This window comes from Fictibacillus sp. NPDC058756, from assembly GCF_042746035.1.
Classification (GTDB): domain Bacteria; phylum Bacillota; class Bacilli; order Bacillales; family Fictibacillaceae; genus Fictibacillus.
In genome coordinates this window covers 433,232-449,572 of the sequence record NZ_JBHYPU010000001.1, presented here as the reverse complement: position 1 = coordinate 449,572, position 16,341 = coordinate 433,232, and the positions used below count along the sequence as shown (strand labels likewise).

Annotated in this window: 16 protein-coding genes; 1 reads left to right on the top strand and 15 read right to left on the bottom strand. The window is 42.2% G+C overall.

Annotated features, from left to right (window positions below; translation table 11 throughout):
• Positions 1 to 7 precede the first annotated feature (7 nt).
• The gene (locus tag ACFW35_RS02245; RefSeq protein WP_379843472.1) at positions 8 to 235 is read left to right on the top strand and encodes a hypothetical protein; all 228 of its coding nucleotides are present in this window, start codon (positions 8 to 10) and stop codon (positions 233 to 235) included.
• Between the two features lie 33 nt (positions 236 to 268).
• Here the strand turns inward: ACFW35_RS02245 and ACFW35_RS02240 are convergent, their stop codons facing one another.
• The 15 genes from ACFW35_RS02240 to ACFW35_RS02170 all read right to left on the bottom strand — a co-directional run bounded on the left by ACFW35_RS02240 (position 269) and on the right by ACFW35_RS02170 (position 16,323).
• Complete coding sequence (locus ACFW35_RS02240) at positions 269 to 595, bottom strand: hypothetical protein (RefSeq protein ID WP_379843470.1); 327 nt, start codon at positions 593 to 595, stop codon at positions 269 to 271.
• Between the two features lie 231 nt (positions 596 to 826).
• Entirely contained in the window at positions 827 to 1,252 is a 426-nt protein-coding gene (locus ACFW35_RS02235) for a hypothetical protein (RefSeq protein ID WP_379843469.1), read from the bottom strand.
• Between the two features lie 290 nt (positions 1,253 to 1,542).
• Positions 1,543 to 3,213: an alpha amylase family protein gene (locus ACFW35_RS02230; protein WP_379843467.1), complete on the bottom strand. Its 1,671-nt coding sequence runs from the start codon at positions 3,211 to 3,213 to the stop codon at positions 1,543 to 1,545.
• 228 nt (positions 3,214 to 3,441) lie between these two features.
• On the bottom strand, positions 3,442 to 4,986 hold the full coding sequence (locus ACFW35_RS02225) for a DUF4127 family protein (RefSeq protein ID WP_379843466.1): 1,545 nt from the start codon (positions 4,984 to 4,986) through the stop codon (positions 3,442 to 3,444).
• Positions 4,987 to 5,193: 207 nt separating this feature from the next.
• A complete protein-coding gene (locus tag ACFW35_RS02220) occupies positions 5,194 to 6,561 on the bottom strand; it encodes an FAD-dependent oxidoreductase (protein WP_379843464.1) in 1,368 nt (455 codons plus the stop codon).
• Positions 6,558 to 7,460 carry a carbohydrate ABC transporter permease gene (locus tag ACFW35_RS02215; RefSeq protein ID WP_379843463.1) on the bottom strand — a complete coding sequence of 301 codons (903 nt, stop codon included), beginning with the start codon at positions 7,458 to 7,460 and terminating at the stop codon, positions 6,558 to 6,560. The genes ACFW35_RS02220 and ACFW35_RS02215 overlap by 4 nt, the downstream gene beginning before the upstream one ends.
• Positions 7,461 to 7,473: 13 nt before the next feature.
• Entirely contained in the window at positions 7,474 to 8,343 is an 870-nt protein-coding gene (locus ACFW35_RS02210) for a carbohydrate ABC transporter permease (protein ID WP_379843461.1), read from the bottom strand.
• Complete coding sequence (locus ACFW35_RS02205; protein ID WP_379843459.1) at positions 8,340 to 9,242, bottom strand: ROK family protein; 903 nt, start codon at positions 9,240 to 9,242, stop codon at positions 8,340 to 8,342. Before ACFW35_RS02205 ends, ACFW35_RS02210 begins: the two co-directional genes overlap by 4 nt.
• Positions 9,243 to 9,260: 18 nt before the next feature.
• Entirely contained in the window at positions 9,261 to 10,133 is an 873-nt protein-coding gene (locus ACFW35_RS02200) for a MurR/RpiR family transcriptional regulator (protein WP_379843458.1), read from the bottom strand.
• Positions 10,102 to 10,827, bottom strand: a complete 726-nt coding sequence (locus ACFW35_RS02195; protein WP_425590082.1) for an N-acetylmannosamine-6-phosphate 2-epimerase — start codon at positions 10,825 to 10,827, stop codon at positions 10,102 to 10,104. The genes ACFW35_RS02200 and ACFW35_RS02195 overlap by 32 nt, the downstream gene beginning before the upstream one ends.
• Before the next feature lie 75 nt (positions 10,828 to 10,902).
• Positions 10,903 to 12,189, bottom strand: a complete 1,287-nt coding sequence (locus tag ACFW35_RS02190; RefSeq protein WP_379843455.1) for an ABC transporter substrate-binding protein — start codon at positions 12,187 to 12,189, stop codon at positions 10,903 to 10,905.
• A gap of 12 nt (positions 12,190 to 12,201) precedes the next feature.
• Positions 12,202 to 12,927: an alpha/beta hydrolase-fold protein gene (locus ACFW35_RS02185; RefSeq protein ID WP_379843453.1), complete on the bottom strand. Its 726-nt coding sequence runs from the start codon at positions 12,925 to 12,927 to the stop codon at positions 12,202 to 12,204.
• 242 nt (positions 12,928 to 13,169) lie between these two features.
• On the bottom strand, positions 13,170 to 14,045 hold the full coding sequence (locus tag ACFW35_RS02180; RefSeq protein ID WP_379843452.1) for an ROK family protein: 876 nt from the start codon (positions 14,043 to 14,045) through the stop codon (positions 13,170 to 13,172).
• 279 nt (positions 14,046 to 14,324) lie between these two features.
• Positions 14,325 to 15,386 (bottom strand): BtaManbiosPhlase, encoded by a 1,062-nt coding sequence (locus ACFW35_RS02175; protein WP_379843450.1) that lies wholly within the window; start codon positions 15,384 to 15,386, stop codon positions 14,325 to 14,327.
• A 13-nt stretch (positions 15,387 to 15,399) separates the two neighbouring features.
• Positions 15,400 to 16,323: an MTP-1 family protein gene (locus ACFW35_RS02170; RefSeq protein WP_379843449.1), complete on the bottom strand. Its 924-nt coding sequence runs from the start codon at positions 16,321 to 16,323 to the stop codon at positions 15,400 to 15,402.
• Positions 16,324 to 16,341: the final 18 nt, after the last annotated feature.

Here is a 16,341-nt window from a genome sequence, read left to right as displayed (position 1 = left end):
AGATTCCATGGGGAAATGCACGATTGATCATACGTTGGAAGATGTAAAACAAAAGCTTGTTGACCAAGGACCGTTCATGCCAGATAATCTCGTGCGTGAAGTTGAAGGTTCATTAACAGAAAAAACAGATCAGGAGTTTTTGAACGAAATCTTTCATCTATTAAAAAAGTATGATTTGGCTGATGAAACAGAAAGAGAAGAACGGAACGAGAAACTAAATGATTTAGTAAAATAGAAAAACCCGGGCTAATATCCGGGTTTTTACTTATTATTTTTTATTAGGCTTTACCGTCTCAAGCATCGCCCACAAACTAGGCTCCACGCCTTCCATTTCTGCTTTCGATGGAATATGGAGCGAAAAGTAAAGCAGCTCCCCTTCCACTTCCTTCACTAAATACATAACCACATTGTACTCTTCACTTACTCCCCTCACGAAGAACTTTGCATCATGAAAATAAGGGAAGTAAATGTCGGTAGCGGGTAAATCATTCGCTTTACCGGTTTGTTCCTCTGCACGTTTCAGCGACGGCTCTTTTAAGCTTTCAAGATCCTTGTTATATCGACCATGTAAAAGAACTTGTTGAAAGTGGAGCATTACCTGAATCACTTGTTGATGAGCCGGTTGAACGAATATTAACACTCAAACATAAACTCGGACACTTTGAGGATCCCACTGAAGAAATGCTTCGCTATCATCACGAAAACCTCAAGTTCAAGAGTGATGCCATACCGTAACGGAGATTCCTTTTAGATTAGTAAAATAAAGAGAAAGTGGACTGTTCGAATGAGCAGTCCTCTCTTTTTCCATTTTTACGATCCTTGATATTTAGTTTCCATAAAAGTACTCACAAGAATAGATTCGATCCTTGCCATTAGAAACTTCTGCGTAAAGAAAATCAGTACCATCCTCATTTACATGAAACACTTGCGTATCAATGGGTAACTTAGAAGCATACAAATCAATGTTTTTATAAAATTCACCCTGGAATTTCTTTTGTATTTTTCTGTCTAACTCATTTTTATCAATACGGTTTTCTTCTCTCTCAAATTTGCATACCTTGCCTGAAGCAGGTTCAAGAATGAAATCTTTATCTTCTTTTAACAGCTTTTGGCCCTCTTTTAGTATCTTTTTAATTGCTGCTTTTTCCATCTTTTCTATTTGTCTAGCCCCTTGAGCTTTAGGATCTTCAGCCACAACCCCACATCCGGAAAACACGAGCAAAGAAGCGAGCACTATGTATTTTCTTAACATTCCCTTCCCCCAGTTATGTATATACATAAATTATTTTCTACTCCTTTATTCACCTCCTAATGCATTTCTCCTCTTTCTCGATAAAAGTGGATTTTTTTCGTTGATACCCCAAAAAAAAAACCCACTGACAAACATAAAAAAGGAAGCCCCTTACTCAAGGGGCCATAAATTATCTAATAGCTTTATAAACTGCATATAATAGCATGTAATTCATGTGTTCAAACATTTTTTCCGAAGCTACTTCATCCAGATTGTGCTTCTCAATAGAATTCCTTTAGTCTTATATCCTCCTATTTATCATCCCTTACCATCTTAAGCAAACCAGGAATGTCATGTGGTGCAGTTGAGTCTTCTGCAAATTCTTCCTCTAAGATATCCCACCAGTTGTACATTTCTAAGTAAACGAGGTCAAACAGCATGATTCCATGACTATGTGCAAGTGTTGAGCGAAGTGCACGCCTGAATTCTTCTCGGTCATGTGCGTATTGGATCAGATACAAGCTTCCGTATACAAAAGTAGCTTCATTCACCACATCAAACGCAAGATCTGCAGAGCCTTCAACGGAATACCATTCAGGATTTCCTTTAGCCAGTGCCTCTTCCGGTGTTATTTCTGTGTAATAGTTTCCTGTCATCAAAAAGTCGAGTGTTTCCGCATAGCCAGTGCTTCCGTAATTATCAGATGCCCAGTCATAGTCCGGCTGATTCGTTCTGCTCGCCCAGTTTACACCTTCACTATAATAATGAGGGTACCAACCGCCAACATACGTACTGAACAGCATGTCTGGTTTTAATGTGTGCACAACATTTTCTGCTCGTTTAAAGAACGCTTGAATGTTTCCTGCACGGAACTCGATCCACTGCTTGTAAAGAGGTCCTGGCACAACTTCTTTTGTACCTGTTTCAAACGATACGGTGTAGATATCAGTCGGCCAGTTCTCTACCTTTTTCCCAATAAATGCTTCAAACTTTTGACGGCTCAAATCACTGAAATCCGCATAAATACTAGAATAACGAGCGCGGTCAAGCACCATTCCATCAATATCGTAATTATTGATCAGCTCCCTGATAATGCTCAGTTCGTATTCCTGAACTTCAGGATTGATCGCATTTACAAATGTTGAAAACGTCGGATACTGACTTGCTGGGACAAGCTCTGTTTTCTGCCCATCCACGTCCATCTTTTGACCTGTTTTTACATTGTTCAAAATCCATGTGCGTGCTTCCCCGTGACCTGATAGCACATAGCCGTTGTCAGGAACGTCAACAGCGGGAGCTCCATACACACGATCAACAACTTTTGTTACTGTGCCATCAATTACCTGAACCTCTGCTCCGTATTGGTTTGCAGGAGAAACTTCATATTTATCAGGTGTATATAAAATCAATTGGTTGGATCCTCTTGATGTATTCATTGCAAAAATAGGAAAAGTACTGCCTGCGTCTGTTTCCGCTGTTCTTGTTGCCTGATAAAAGACGGTTTGCCATTCTGGATGATTGAAAGCTGGTCCATCTTTATAGTCGTTGTTCCCTTCAGAAAAAACGTTTACAGCTGCGTGCACTTTCATTCCGCGTTCCTTCGCCTCAGCTAAAATGGCTTCCAGCATATCGAAGCCTGCAGGGAAATCCTTGTACTTCGGCATTTTTGATTCACTAACGTGAGGTGCAATTTCACTGTTATAGCCAACAAATCCCGTATAATTCTTCACATCTAAAATGATTGTATCGATGTTTGCTTTATGCGTTTTTTCAACCATCGCTTCTACAGCTTCCTGGGAATTGAGGCGCTCCATATTGGCAGCAAGGTCATACCAGAGAATACGCGCCTTCTTGTCGTTTTCTTTTAAAAGATTCTTCAATACTTTGTGTCTCGCTTTATCGTTATCTGCTGCCGTTGCTCCTGTTGAAAACGCTGAAATACTCAATATTAAGGCCAACATAAGTACAATAAGTCTTTTCATCCTATATTCCTCCTAAATATTTTTAAATAATGACCGTCCCCCTGCTGTTTTTCACCTCCTTAAAAGCGGGACGATTGTCTGTCTGTCTAATTACCTAGTTACAAATTAAAAAGGACAGCCGCAACGGGCTGCCCTCTAGATGTGTAATTTCTCTGGCTGTTTGGCTACGTTTAGACATGTAAATTAGAAGAACATGCCCGTTTTTCATAAGAAAAGTAGCTTAAGTTATTAAGATGTTTCAAGCTCTGATGTTATTGGAGATTCTAATGCACCCGCCCCCAGCTCGAAGCCAATCTCGAACGTTCTATTCCATGGCAGATAAATATTGGATAGAGATAATGAAGTTCCTTTTAAAAAGATGTGAGCTTCTTTCATGAAACGCTGCTTTACCGTTTCACAAAGTTCATCTGCAGTCAATTTGGATTCGTCTGCAGTATCTTTTCGAACATCTAGCCTGACGATTGATTGGTAAACATAATCATCCAGCAAACGAAGATACAGCTGATTATGAATCAATTGCTTGTTATCGAGATTCTTCATCTTTTGCAGGTAGTGCATAGCTGTTTGTGCAACCACAGTTCCAATGGTGTTTCCGGCTGTATTCCATCCTGCATATCCACATAAACTTGTCACATTCACAGAATCCTGCAGCTCAGGTATCATGGCTGCATCACTGCCGTTTGCGTAAGCCACATCTGCAATCCCTACAGAACATCCTTGCTCTGCATAATACTGAATACGGGAAATCCATTCTCCAATATTGCGGTCAGGTGTATCCACTTCGTTCAAATACAATTGAAGTGCCAAATCTCCCTGTTTTTTCCCTGGTACGTTTACAGCTAAGAGAATATCCGCTTCTCCCGCAGTGCTCACCGTATGACTACCGAGTGCATAAATCTGGCCTTTTACGCTCTCAGCAATCGGCCTGTCTTCATACATGGCAGGAATCAATGCGCCTTTTTCTCCTGAGTAAAAAGGATAAAAACAAGGAGGCCGGACCCCTTCAAGCTCCAGAATCATTCGGGCAGCTAAAGAACATGCTACTTCATCAGCCCCGGGATAGATGGCCACCTTTTGAAACAGTCGTCTTTCTCTTACTTCCCGAGTCAGTGTCTCCTGCTCTTGAATGTTTAGCCCATATTCCGATGTATCATCTTGCGGGTATACGAGTCTGTCGACGATTCCTTCTTCAACAAACTGCAATAAAAACTGATTCACTAAATAGTTCTTTTCTCTCGTAGAAAGATAGTCTTCTAAAATAGCAGCAGGTATTTTATCCATTAGACCAAAAACTATTTTTCCTGATTCTTCATCAGAAGCCTTAGCATATCGATGACTATGATAAGAGTATTGATAAAGTTCAACACCATAATCGGACCAATATTCCTTTTCCTCTTCGTTTACGTAGTTGTTTGAAATCCGCATCGTAGCACTGAACACATATATTTTTTTATCTGGATATTTTGTTTTTAATGATTTTAATAGATTCAATCTTTCCAGCAGCACTGGCAACGGATCTTCATTTACCCTGGAAGGAACAAGACCGCCGTAGCAAAGCATGTCTGTGGATACAACAAAACCCTCTACTTCTTTTTCAACATCCTCGATCCATTCCTTAACCTTCAACACATCTCCTGGCCGTTTTAAAAAGCCAAGGATCTCTTTCGGAGGAAGCAAAACCTCCCACCCGCCTATTTCAGAGATCTGTTTTGGCAAAGTCGAAGTTACAGGACGTGCATCGACAGGCAGCAGCGCAAGCCTTCTTTTTAGCATGAACATCCCTCCTTTCTAATGCAGATCAAATGTATATGAATCAATTTCCTTTGATTTAAGAGAGCTTGCCCTAGACAATCCATTACATGAAACCGTAAATGGCTGTTCTGTTTCTTCAGGGTTCCATAAGCTGAAGGTTTCATATGGGAAGTACCATTCACGGTCCCAATGGGATTGAAAGATCACATGAAGTTTAAGCGTACGAATTCACGACACTTCCATCCTTTGCACATAGTCTGGTTTGATGATCTGGCCACGTTCCTTTAGATGCTGCTGAAGTTCACCAATATCAACTTCACGGGTTGTTACGCCGTACTTTTTCGCGAGTGCCGCCGCAGCCCCTGCCGCTTCTCCCATTCCAGCACATGTTGCCTGAATGCGTGCTGAGGAATGAGCTGAATGCGTAGCGGATAAACATCGGCCAGCAACAAGCACATTATCAAAATCTACCGGCAGCAGCGAGCGGTAAGGAATGTCATAATACTCGCCTTTTGGAATGTTAGTCAGCTCCCCGCCTTCACCTTTCGGATTATGAATGTCTATCGGATACATGCAATGAGTTATGGCGTCCGGAAACTTTCGCGCGTACATCACATCTTCACGCGTTAACACATAATCGCCCACGATCCTTCTCGTTTCCCTGATCCCGATTTGCGGAGCAGTTGTGGAGATATACGCATCCTGAAATCCTGGTACTTCTTGTTTTAAAAGATTCATAATGGCATGAGCCTGTGAAAGACTTTCGATTTCAGCGTCGGTAATGTCATTCCCGTTGATTCCGCTCTTCAAGATTACCCTTGTTGTATTCACCAAGACTTCATCACGGCGGTTTGTCGTTACGAAGAACACATGATCCTGCGGAAGCGGATAAAGCCCTTTTGCCTTATAATCCGCCACAATATCTTTAAAGCCGGCAATGGAAACAAGCACATCTTCTTCTATGAACATAAAATGCTCTTTGTTTGCCCGGCAAAACGTAAGCACCTCATTGATATTGACGTTAGCGATTTTGAACATTTTCGTCATCGCCTGTGTTAAGCCGTCTTCTTTCCTGCCCACCACATACTGACCTTCTCCATAATGAATCAGATCGGCATCACCTGTGGCGTCAATGACATAATCAGCTGTATATGTACTCAGTCCAGATTTGTTGTGAACCACGAGACTGGTAATATTTCGTTCATCTTTTTTTATGACGTCAATAACAGACGTTTGATAAAGCGGTGTCACACCATATTTTAATATGGTCTCGTTCAGCACATCTTTTAAAATCTCTACATCAAATCCGCGAGATCCGCCTGACGCACCTTCACGTGCCACAACAACATCCCGTACTTCTTGAAAAATCCCACTGACTAGAGGCTGTTTTTTTATATGAAAGGACATAAACGGACCAACAAGAGCTGCTGTTCCATTACCGCCAAGAAAACCTGAGCGCTCTACAAGCAGAACTTTTGCACCTGCACGGCCTGCCGCACATGCGGCTATTATGCCAGCCCAGCCTCCTCCTGCCACGATGACATCAAACTGACCGGCAACCGGAATCGTTTTTTGATAGTGAATTGTGCTGCTCATCCTTTAACCGCTCCTTTCATCGCTCCATCAATAAAGTGGCGCTGCATCAATATAAAGAAGATAATAATCGGCAGTACTGATAAAACGGATCCTGCTGCAATCAGCCGCCAGTTTGCCGAAAAGTTTCCGGCTAGTGCGTTTACACCAAGAGGCAGCGTGTACATGCTCTCATCATTCAAAATAATAAGCGGCCATAAAAAGTCACTCCAACTCATCACAAATGTAAAAATAGCTAATGTAACAACAGAAGGACGAACGAGCGGCATGATGATTCTCCACCAGATTTGAAACGAGTTGCATCCATCCATGCGGGCCGATTCTTCCAGTTCATAAGGAACCGTTAAAAATGCCTGGCGCATCAGGAATATCCCAAATGCCGTTGTTGCATGCGGAAGGATGACTCCTGCATAGGTGTTTTGCAAACCAAGTTCAAGAGACAGAATATATATTGGAATCATAACAAGCTGAAACGGGATCATCATTGTTGAGATAATTAATAAGAAGACGAGATTTTTCCCGCGAAACTTCATACGTGCCAGTGGATAGGCAGCTAGTGAACATAAAAGAATATTCAATATCACGGTAATGACCGCTACGAAAGTGGAGTTGAATAAGTAGCGCCAAAAAGGAAACGTATCCATGACCTTCGCAAAATTGCTTAGTGTAATATCTTGAGGAATAAGGCTTGGCGGATAAGCAAATATATTTTCGTGCCCGGATTTTAAAGCCGTCGACAGCAACCATAAAAATGGGCCAACCATCAAGCACATCACGATAAATAACAAGAGGTACATCACTGCCAGTTGAAGCGGTGACCGATGTTTTCGTTTTGTCCGAATCTTTTGTTTTGTTTTATTAACGGTTGCTGGAGCCGTTGTTGGCGTAGGTGTTAATTCCACGTTGTTTCCCCCCTTAAAGCGCAGTTTCCTTTTTACTCATAACCTTCAAGTTGAAGATGGACAAGACAAGTGTGATTAATAAAAGAATGACACCTACTGCACTTGCATAACCCATTCTTAGTTTTTCAAAGGCTTCCTGATAAATATAGAATACTAACGTTTTAGAACTATTCAGCGGACCTCCGCCTGTCATGACATAAATCTCTTCAAACACTTTCATAGCCGAAATTGAAGACATGATCGTTACGATAATTATGGAAGGCATCAGCATTGGAATCGTAATATGAAAGATTTGCTTCCACTTGTTTGCACCATCAATATCTGCCGCTTCATATAGATCAGAAGGGATCGCCTGAAGTCCTGCAAGATAAATTACCATATAATAGCCAAGGCCTTTCCAGACGGTAACAGCCATTACGGCAAAGATTGATGTGGTTGGAGACGTCAGCCAGTGCACGGGTCCATCAATAATTCCTATTGATTGTAGAAGGTAGTTTAATATCCCTTGATCGGCGTAAACCCATTTCCACGTGATTCCCACAACTACCATTGATGTAACAACGGGCACATAGTAAGCGGAGCGGAAAAAACCGATTCCTTTGATTTTTTGGTTGACTAATATAGCTAAAAAGATTGGCAGGACGACGAGTGTGGGCACGACTACAATTAGATATAGAAACGTTTGCCCGAGCGTTTTCCAAAAGAGATCATCTTCAAAAATTTCTTTATAATTTTCAAGCCCCACAAATGACGGATCAGAAATCATATTATAGTCAGTAAAACTCATCCATATCGCCTGCAAAAGCGGATAAAAGATGAAAGCTCCCAGGATTATGCAGGCTGGAACTAGAAATAGATAAGGTGTAAGTAATTTTCTTCTCATGGTGTCACTCCTTTCCGATGCGTTTCGTGCAAACAAAGTCTTGCCGCTCCCGCCATTCCTGCTTCATTTCCTAAAACAGCCGGCTGAACATGAACCGGGACTGGGAATTTCAGCAGACTTTGCACCAATTCATGCCACCATGAATCTTTGGAGTCTATTACCCCGCCGCCGATTATGATTACTTCAGGATCAATGGTCGTTTGGACGTTATAAAGCGCTAAGGCTATGTATTCGATATACTGTTGGACTATTTTTGCCGCTTTTTCATCTATCTTTATGAGTTGAAACAATTCACTGCCATGCATGATGGACAAGCCTTCTTGACGCGCCATTCGCACTAAAGCATTGCCCGATACATACTGTTCCAAGCAGCCTTTCATCCCGCAGTTGCATTGCTGTCCATCAGGCATGAAGATGCTATGCCCATACTCCCCGCCATTCCAATGGTGGCCACGAACCAACTCCCCGTTCAGATAAGCAGCTCCGCCTACACCTGTTCCAAGTGTTAATAAAACAGCAGACGTATAGGATTTATTTTGTGTCCATAATTCTCCTATCAACGCTGTGTTCGCATCATTGTCAACCTTAACAGGTAAAGGAATAACCTTTTGAATTTCCATTGGGACATTCGTTCCTTGCCACCCGGGCAGATTCGCAGTGCTATAAACAATTTCTCCAGAATCGGAGTTAACTCGTCCTGCTGTTCCGATTCCAATTTCAGATGCATCCGGAAAATCGCGAAGCAATTCTTCTGCAATCTCAAGGACACCCTTTAGAATGCCTTCTTTTCCTTTGGAGATTTCCGTAGATCTGCTTTTTATAGAAGAAACGCGATTATGCTCGTTGAAAACAGCTCCTTTAATGGAAGTCCCTCCAATATCAATTCCAATCACGTTCATCCATTGTCACCACAGCTTTTAATAGATTTTATCCAAAACAGAACGTGCAGTCCGTTCTTTCATGGAAAGAGAAAAGTCTTTCGTCCGAAGTGCTAAGCCTGTACATAGAAGATCGATTACAAATAACTGTCCGATTTTAGCTGCAAGCGAACCGCCTTCCATCGGTGATTCCTTGCCCCCGCTCAATAAAACGACATCACTGATTTTTGTAATAGGTGAACGTGCATAGTAGGTAATCGAAATGATATTCGCTCCATTTTCACGTGCAATTTTTAATGAGTCGATCGTATCCTTTGTACTTCCAGATACCGTAAGTCCAATAACAACATCTTCACTGGTCAGTGTGGAAGCCGTCATCGCTTGAATATGGGAATCAATCACAGCATCTGTTCGTCTTCCGATACGAAGAAAACGATTCTTCGCGTCCAGCGCTGTTAATCCAGAAGTTCCTACTCCAAAGAAATGAACCGATCTTGCCTTTTCAATTAATTCGAGTGCTTTTTCAAGCGCACCTTCATCCAGCATGCTTGCCGTTTCCTGAATAGCGGAAATACTGTTTGCAGCTATAGCTGAAATGAAGTTTTCTTGTTTTACGTGTTCATCACTGTTTTCAGACTGATCGTTCTGCACGGCTGACTGATCTTTGGCGATCGCCAGTTTAAATTCCTGATAAGCTTTATAACCGATCTTTCTGCAGAAACGAAGAACCGTTGTTTCTCCGACACCAGCCATATCAGCCATATCTGTTACGGAATAGTACATGACATTTTCCATCTTCTCCAAAACAAGGTCTGCCACTTTTTGCTCCGATTTTGTTAATGACGGATAACAGCTATTAATATATGTTTTGATCGGTTTATTAGCTTGTTTTTGATTCTGTATAACTTGCATGGTTTTCAACATCCTTCTCAATAAAATTAACGAAGCGTTTCGTGATGTCTTGTGGTCTTGTAATCGCAGATCCTACAACGACCGAGAAAGCTCCTGCTTCTAAAGCTTTCTTCGCTTCTTCTGGAGTTGAGATTCTGCCCTCTGCTATCACCGGAATCGTAAGAACTTCGTTTAGTTCTTCTATTAGCTGAAAATCCGGCCCGCTAAGCTGTCTGGAATATGAGGTGTAGCCAGATAGAGTAGTAGAAACACAATCTGCTCCTAGTTTCTGAGCAAGCAGCCCTTCTTGAAGAGTAGAAATATCAGCCATGACCAATACTCCTTTTTCCTTTATCACCTTAATTAGATCTTGGAGTTTTTCTTCATTCGGCCTGTTGCGATGTGTAGCATCAAGGGCGATCATGTCTACGTTTGCCTCTAGAAGCAGTTCAACCTCTCTTTTCGTAGGTGTAATATACACGTCTGAACCCTCGTACTCTTGTTTGATAAGTCCGATAACCGGCAGCGAAACTTCTTTTTTTATAGAAAAAATATCTTCAACACCATTTGCACGGATGGCTGCAGCACCTCCCATTTCAGCTGCTTTCGCCATCTTACCCATGACTCCGCTTCCGTTAAGAGGTTCACTTTCCAACGCCTGACACGAAACAACTAACCCTTTATGTATCGAGTTAAATATGTTTTTTTTCGTCAACTTTATCACCATCTTCTGATTAGTAAAAAGAAAGAAGGGGAGGTTGTGTCCCCTGTCTTTCTATTAAACATCTGTTTACTTGGATAACGTTTCGTTCCAGCGTTTTTCAGCTTCAGCAAGTGCATCTTTCGGAGATTGTTTGCCAAGCATTGCGGATTGAACAGCTTCATTCATCGCATTCTTTAAATCTTCATAACCCTTCATTGGAGGAATAAGTACTTCGCTGTCTTTTAACTGGCTAACCGAAACCATTCTAGCTTCATCAATCGGTGTAGGGTTTGCAGGAAGCTCCTTGAAGTATGGATCATCCAATGCTGATTCAATCGAAGGTAAAATCGGAACGATCTTATCAAATTTCACCTGGTTTTCAGCATTCGTGATGAATACAGAGAACTTCACTGCCGCTTCCTGATGCTTGCTTTGCTTCGGCACAACAAGGTTCATAGCAGCTGTGTTCATCTTTCCAGTGCTGCCTGTAATTTGAGCTGAAGATTTTGTTACTTCTAAAATATCCGGCGCATTCTCTTTAACCTGGTTCAAGAACTGTGGACCAGACGCAAGAATCGCGAGCTGTCCAGCTTGGTACATATCAATCGCTTTCCCGTGGCCTTCTGTTAAAACTTCACGCGGAATGTAGCCGTTTTTATATAAATCAACATAAAATTCAAATGCTTTCAGACCTTTTTCATTATTAAATGCTGCTTCCGTCATGTCTTCGTTCGTTAAATCAACACCCATCATAACCATTGACTCAAGCAGATGGCTGCCATCTAGCGGCGGGAAGAATGCATACTTTCCTGTCTTTTCTTTTACTTGCTTAGCCACTTCCGCTAAGTCTTCGAAAGTCTTTGGCGGGCTGTTCGGATCAAGACCTGCTTCTTCAAAAATCTTTGTATTGTACATCGTTACTTGCGAAGAAAGGTACCAAGGAATACCAAATGTTTTTCCATCAAACGTGTTTGATTTCCAAACGCCTTCAAAGTACTCGCCTCGAGTTTTCTCATCGACCATTTTATCCATGTCAACTAATGCATCAAGTTCAGCCAGCTTTGAAGCAAACTGCGGATTTAAGTTCGCTACATCTGGAGCTGTTTTGGAAGATACAGCAGCAAGGATCTTCTTCTCCATATCTCCCCAAGGAACGTCTACCCATTTCACTTTAATATTCGGATTTTCTTTTTCGAAATCCTTAATTGTACTATTGATATAATCATCAAACGTTGGTGATAACTGCATCGTCCAGAATTCAATCGTTACTTTCTCATTTTTTCCGCCACTAGCGGTCTCACTGGAACTGTTACACGCAGCTAAAAGCATAAGAGCTGCAATCACTAAAATAGACAAAACCTTTTTCAACCTCATACACCCCTTTTATTAGTCGTTAATAAAAAATGATAAAGCCCTAGGCAGATCTCTTCTCCAAAAATCCCATAGGTGGTCTTCGTCTTCTTCATAATAGACAACACTTATTCCGAGCAGCTGAAACCGCTGGTGGAACTCACGGTTCTGATTAAGTATGTATAATGTGTTGCCCGTTATGGGTGATGTAAACGCTAATTCTTTTTTGCCGACAACTTGATAGATTTGAAGATTTGAAGGAAAGATTGATATTTCTAAAATAGATTCCATGTGTTTTTCGTAGGCTGCTGACTGTAGGATTAGGTGGGTCCATGGTTTTTGGATTTCTGCTACAAGATAAGTGCTGATGACAGCACCTAAAGAATCCCCGATGGTTCCTAGCTTTCTGATGTGGAGTTGTTTATCTGAAAGCCAATTTTCTATGAATAAGAAAAGTTCTTGTGAGATGAAGTCTTTGTATTGCGTATGTTCATCTCCTTGTGGATGGTAGCAGTTCCATCTTTGATGAGAGTCTCCGGGATGAACGAGTACAAGCAACAGGTTTGCAGTAAGCGATTGAGTTCGTTTAATTTGATCGATGGTGTCTTTGATTTCGCCAAGCTGTTCGTAATCTTCACCGTCCTGAACAAACAAAACATCAACAGCGTTCGCAGATTCAACTTCATAATAGTAAAGCTTTACAGGCATCGTTCGCTTTAAGCTTTCACTTTCTAAAGCGCTTTCATTTTTATTTATTATCAAGCCTTTCCTCCTTTCATTTTGCGCATTTAAATTTCTATCTATTTTGAATAGTATCACAATTTAATGGAAATATGAATAAATTCTTCAAAAATTTTAGAAAAAGTGGAGATAACCTCCAATTTTAGCGTTTGGAGTGGTGATGTTGGATGATAGCGGTTGTTGTATGGTACGTGTTTTTTTGTTAGGCTATCGCCGATACAAGCTTAGATACAGAAGAAAAGCTGACTCCAAAATGAGTCAGCTTACCGCTTTTGTATTCTTTTTGCCAGCGCCAACGCCCCGCACAATCCCGCATTATCACCCAGTTCAGGCGGAACGATATAATCATCAATACATACTAATAGATTCTCGTGCTGAATATAGCCGTTCAGCAGGTTCACTACGTTTTCGATGATGATTGGAAACAATTGTTTTTGCTGCATCACGCCACCGCCAAGTATGAGCTTTTTCGGTGAGAGCACCAGAATATAGTTTACGAGTGCTTGTGCGAGATAATAAGCTTCAAGCTCCCAAACTTGAGGGTTTGCTGAGAGCACCACTCCCTTTTGACCCCAGCGGTTTTCGATAGCAGGACCTGATGCCATTCCTTCTAAGCAATCCCCATGAAAAGGACAGTTTCCTTTGTAGGTGTCGTTTTCGTGACGTTTGACTAGAATGTGTCCCATTTCTGGGTGAAGCATTCCGTGAATGAGCTTACCTTCTGTAACTGCTCCGACTCCGATTCCCGTTCCGACTGTCATGTAGATACAGCTGTTTAGCCCTTTTGCCGCTCCCCATTCCAGTTCGCCGAGCGCCGCTGCGTTCACGTCTGTGTCGAATGCCATTGGCACATCGATATGTTTTTTGAGTTCGCCAAGCAGGTTCACATTTTTCCAATGTTTTTTCGGTGTGCTCGTGATGAATCCGTACGTGGAGCTTTCTTGGTTCAGATCGATCGGTCCAAATGAGCCCACGCCAAGCGCTTCGATCTGCTTATCTTTGAAATAATCTGTTACGAGCTGTAGCGTTTCTTCCGGTGTAGTCGTCGGATAGCTAATCTTCTCTATGATATCTCCGTTTTCATTTCCGATTCCGCATACAAATTTTGTACCGCCTGCTTCAATTGCACCTAAAATCATGTTGACCGCTCCTTTCGTTAGCTTGATTTTAACATGAAACTCGTATTTGAGTTTACGTGAGCCGTATTTTAATGGTTTACGGTACGTGTTCTTTTATTTATTACACGTACGCCCCAAGTGAGCATAGTTTCGCCCGTTGAACCCTTCGTTTCACCCCGTGTATGCCAGGTTTCACCCCATCTGCTGCATGTTGCACCCGAACCAGACATAATTTCGCCTACAGGCTCTATAATGCCCATAAAAAAGAAGCCAAAACCTGAAGTTTTGGCCACATTTTTCTTATAAATACGTCAATGAGTCTAAAATCTCCTGTAAACTGAGCTCTGCGCATGCCATTGATGTGTCCGCCACGCCGTAATACATCTTCACAACGTCACCCTCGACAAGCACCCCGCATGAGAACACGACATTCCCGAAGAATCCATCCACTTCATAATTGGCTTCAGGCTCCAAAATCGGTGTTTTTGAACGAGCGATCACTTTTGCCGGATTCTCTAAATCTAGCAAAACAGCGCCCATGCAATAACGGTCTTCTTTTGATGCGCCATGGTAGAGTTCCAGCCATCCTTTTTCCGTCTTAATCGGAACTGCACCGCCACCAATTCTGCCATTGTCCCACATGCCATCACGCAATCCGATCAAATGTTTGTGGTTGCCCCAGTGTAAAAGGTTCGTAGATTCTGCGACCCAGATTTCCGGTGCGCCCGTGCTTTTTGGAACAGGCCGGTGCAACGCATAATAAAGGCCGTTAATTTTTTCAGGAAAAATTAACACGTCTTTGTTCTCGGGGCAGAAGATCATCCCATGATGCTCAACTTCCACAAAATCTTTCGTCGAAACGAGTGATTCACCGACACCCGCCGGAGAAACCGCACTGTAATAGATGTAATACGTGTCCCCAATCTGTGTAACGCGCGGGTCTTCAATCCCGAACGTCTCCAGTTCATTAGATGGATAAATGAAAGGCTTATCGTCTATCGTAAAGTTGCGTCCATCCGTACTACGTGCCAATCGAATATAGGAAAGCGATGTTAAATACGAAAAGCTCTTGCCATTTTTCTTTTCACAGATCACACGCGGATCGGAAAAATCGTACCGTTCATCATCCAAATCCAACGAGTGGATCTCCAGTTCCCCAGTCTCAACATTGTAAACCGGAGCTTTCACCACGTTCGGATCATCACTTATTGGACGCTCAGCCACACGCAAAAGCATGATCACTTCATCATTATATTTAGCAATTCCAGCGTTAAACGCTCCGATCACTTCAAAATCGTCACGGTGCGGCTTTACATCACGAGGTGTTACGAGCGGGTTTTCTTCATATCGATACACATTCATGCTGCATGTCCCCTTATTTTTCAAATTGATTGAACGGATCTTTTATCGTAATTTTGTGGGCTTCTGCGTCACTGATACCTGCGTAAAAATCTGTAGTTCCATCTTCCTTACGAACAAGTCCGCCGCTAAACACCACGTCCACTAAATCAGGACGTTTAGAAGCGCCAGCTAAAAAGTCATCACGGATTGCAATGAGCTGAATTTCTGTATGCTCACCTGTTTCAGGATTTAATGAAAACACCATCGGATAGTAATGACGGTTTCCTTCTTCATCAAAACTTGCGATGTGTCCGAGTACGCCAATCAGTCCGTTATCGAGAATGTGGAGTTCATTCGCGCCGCCCCATTCCCCTTCAGCAAACTGCCCTTCTAAAAGTGGTGCCTCTTCAATCACATCAAGTGTTAACTCTTTTAATGAAGGGATACGCGCAAAACCAATCTTTCCGCGTCCCCCTTTTTCTCCTTGAGGACGGGTTAAGACAGCAACACTTCCGTCGTTTAATTCAGCGAGACGAAGATCTTTCATCCCGTCCGGTCCTTTAAAAAACTGCTTCAACATTTCTATGGATGAACCTTTGTAAAAAACAGTCCGCCAGCCAAGTGCGCCTTCATTCGTCGGATGCGGAAAAATCTCTACTCCCCCAAGCACTAGCTCTCCGGCAATCCTCGTCACGAATGGATCTTGCAGTTCAAAAACCGGCGCTCCTTCTCTCGGGGTCCAAACCCCATCACGGTTCACGAAAAAGTAAACCTCTGAATGCTCAGTGTCACGGGCTTCAACACGACCCGCGATCACTAACTCTCCTTCGTCTTCAAACGGAGCTGTGATATTATAAACATCCCGTTCCCCAACACCCGTAAACGTTAGCTTTTCGGGGTTCACCGGCTGATCTTTTTCTAAATAAATCTCGACTAATTCTGCACATGTCTTTGTCATAAATAATTCTCCTTCAAC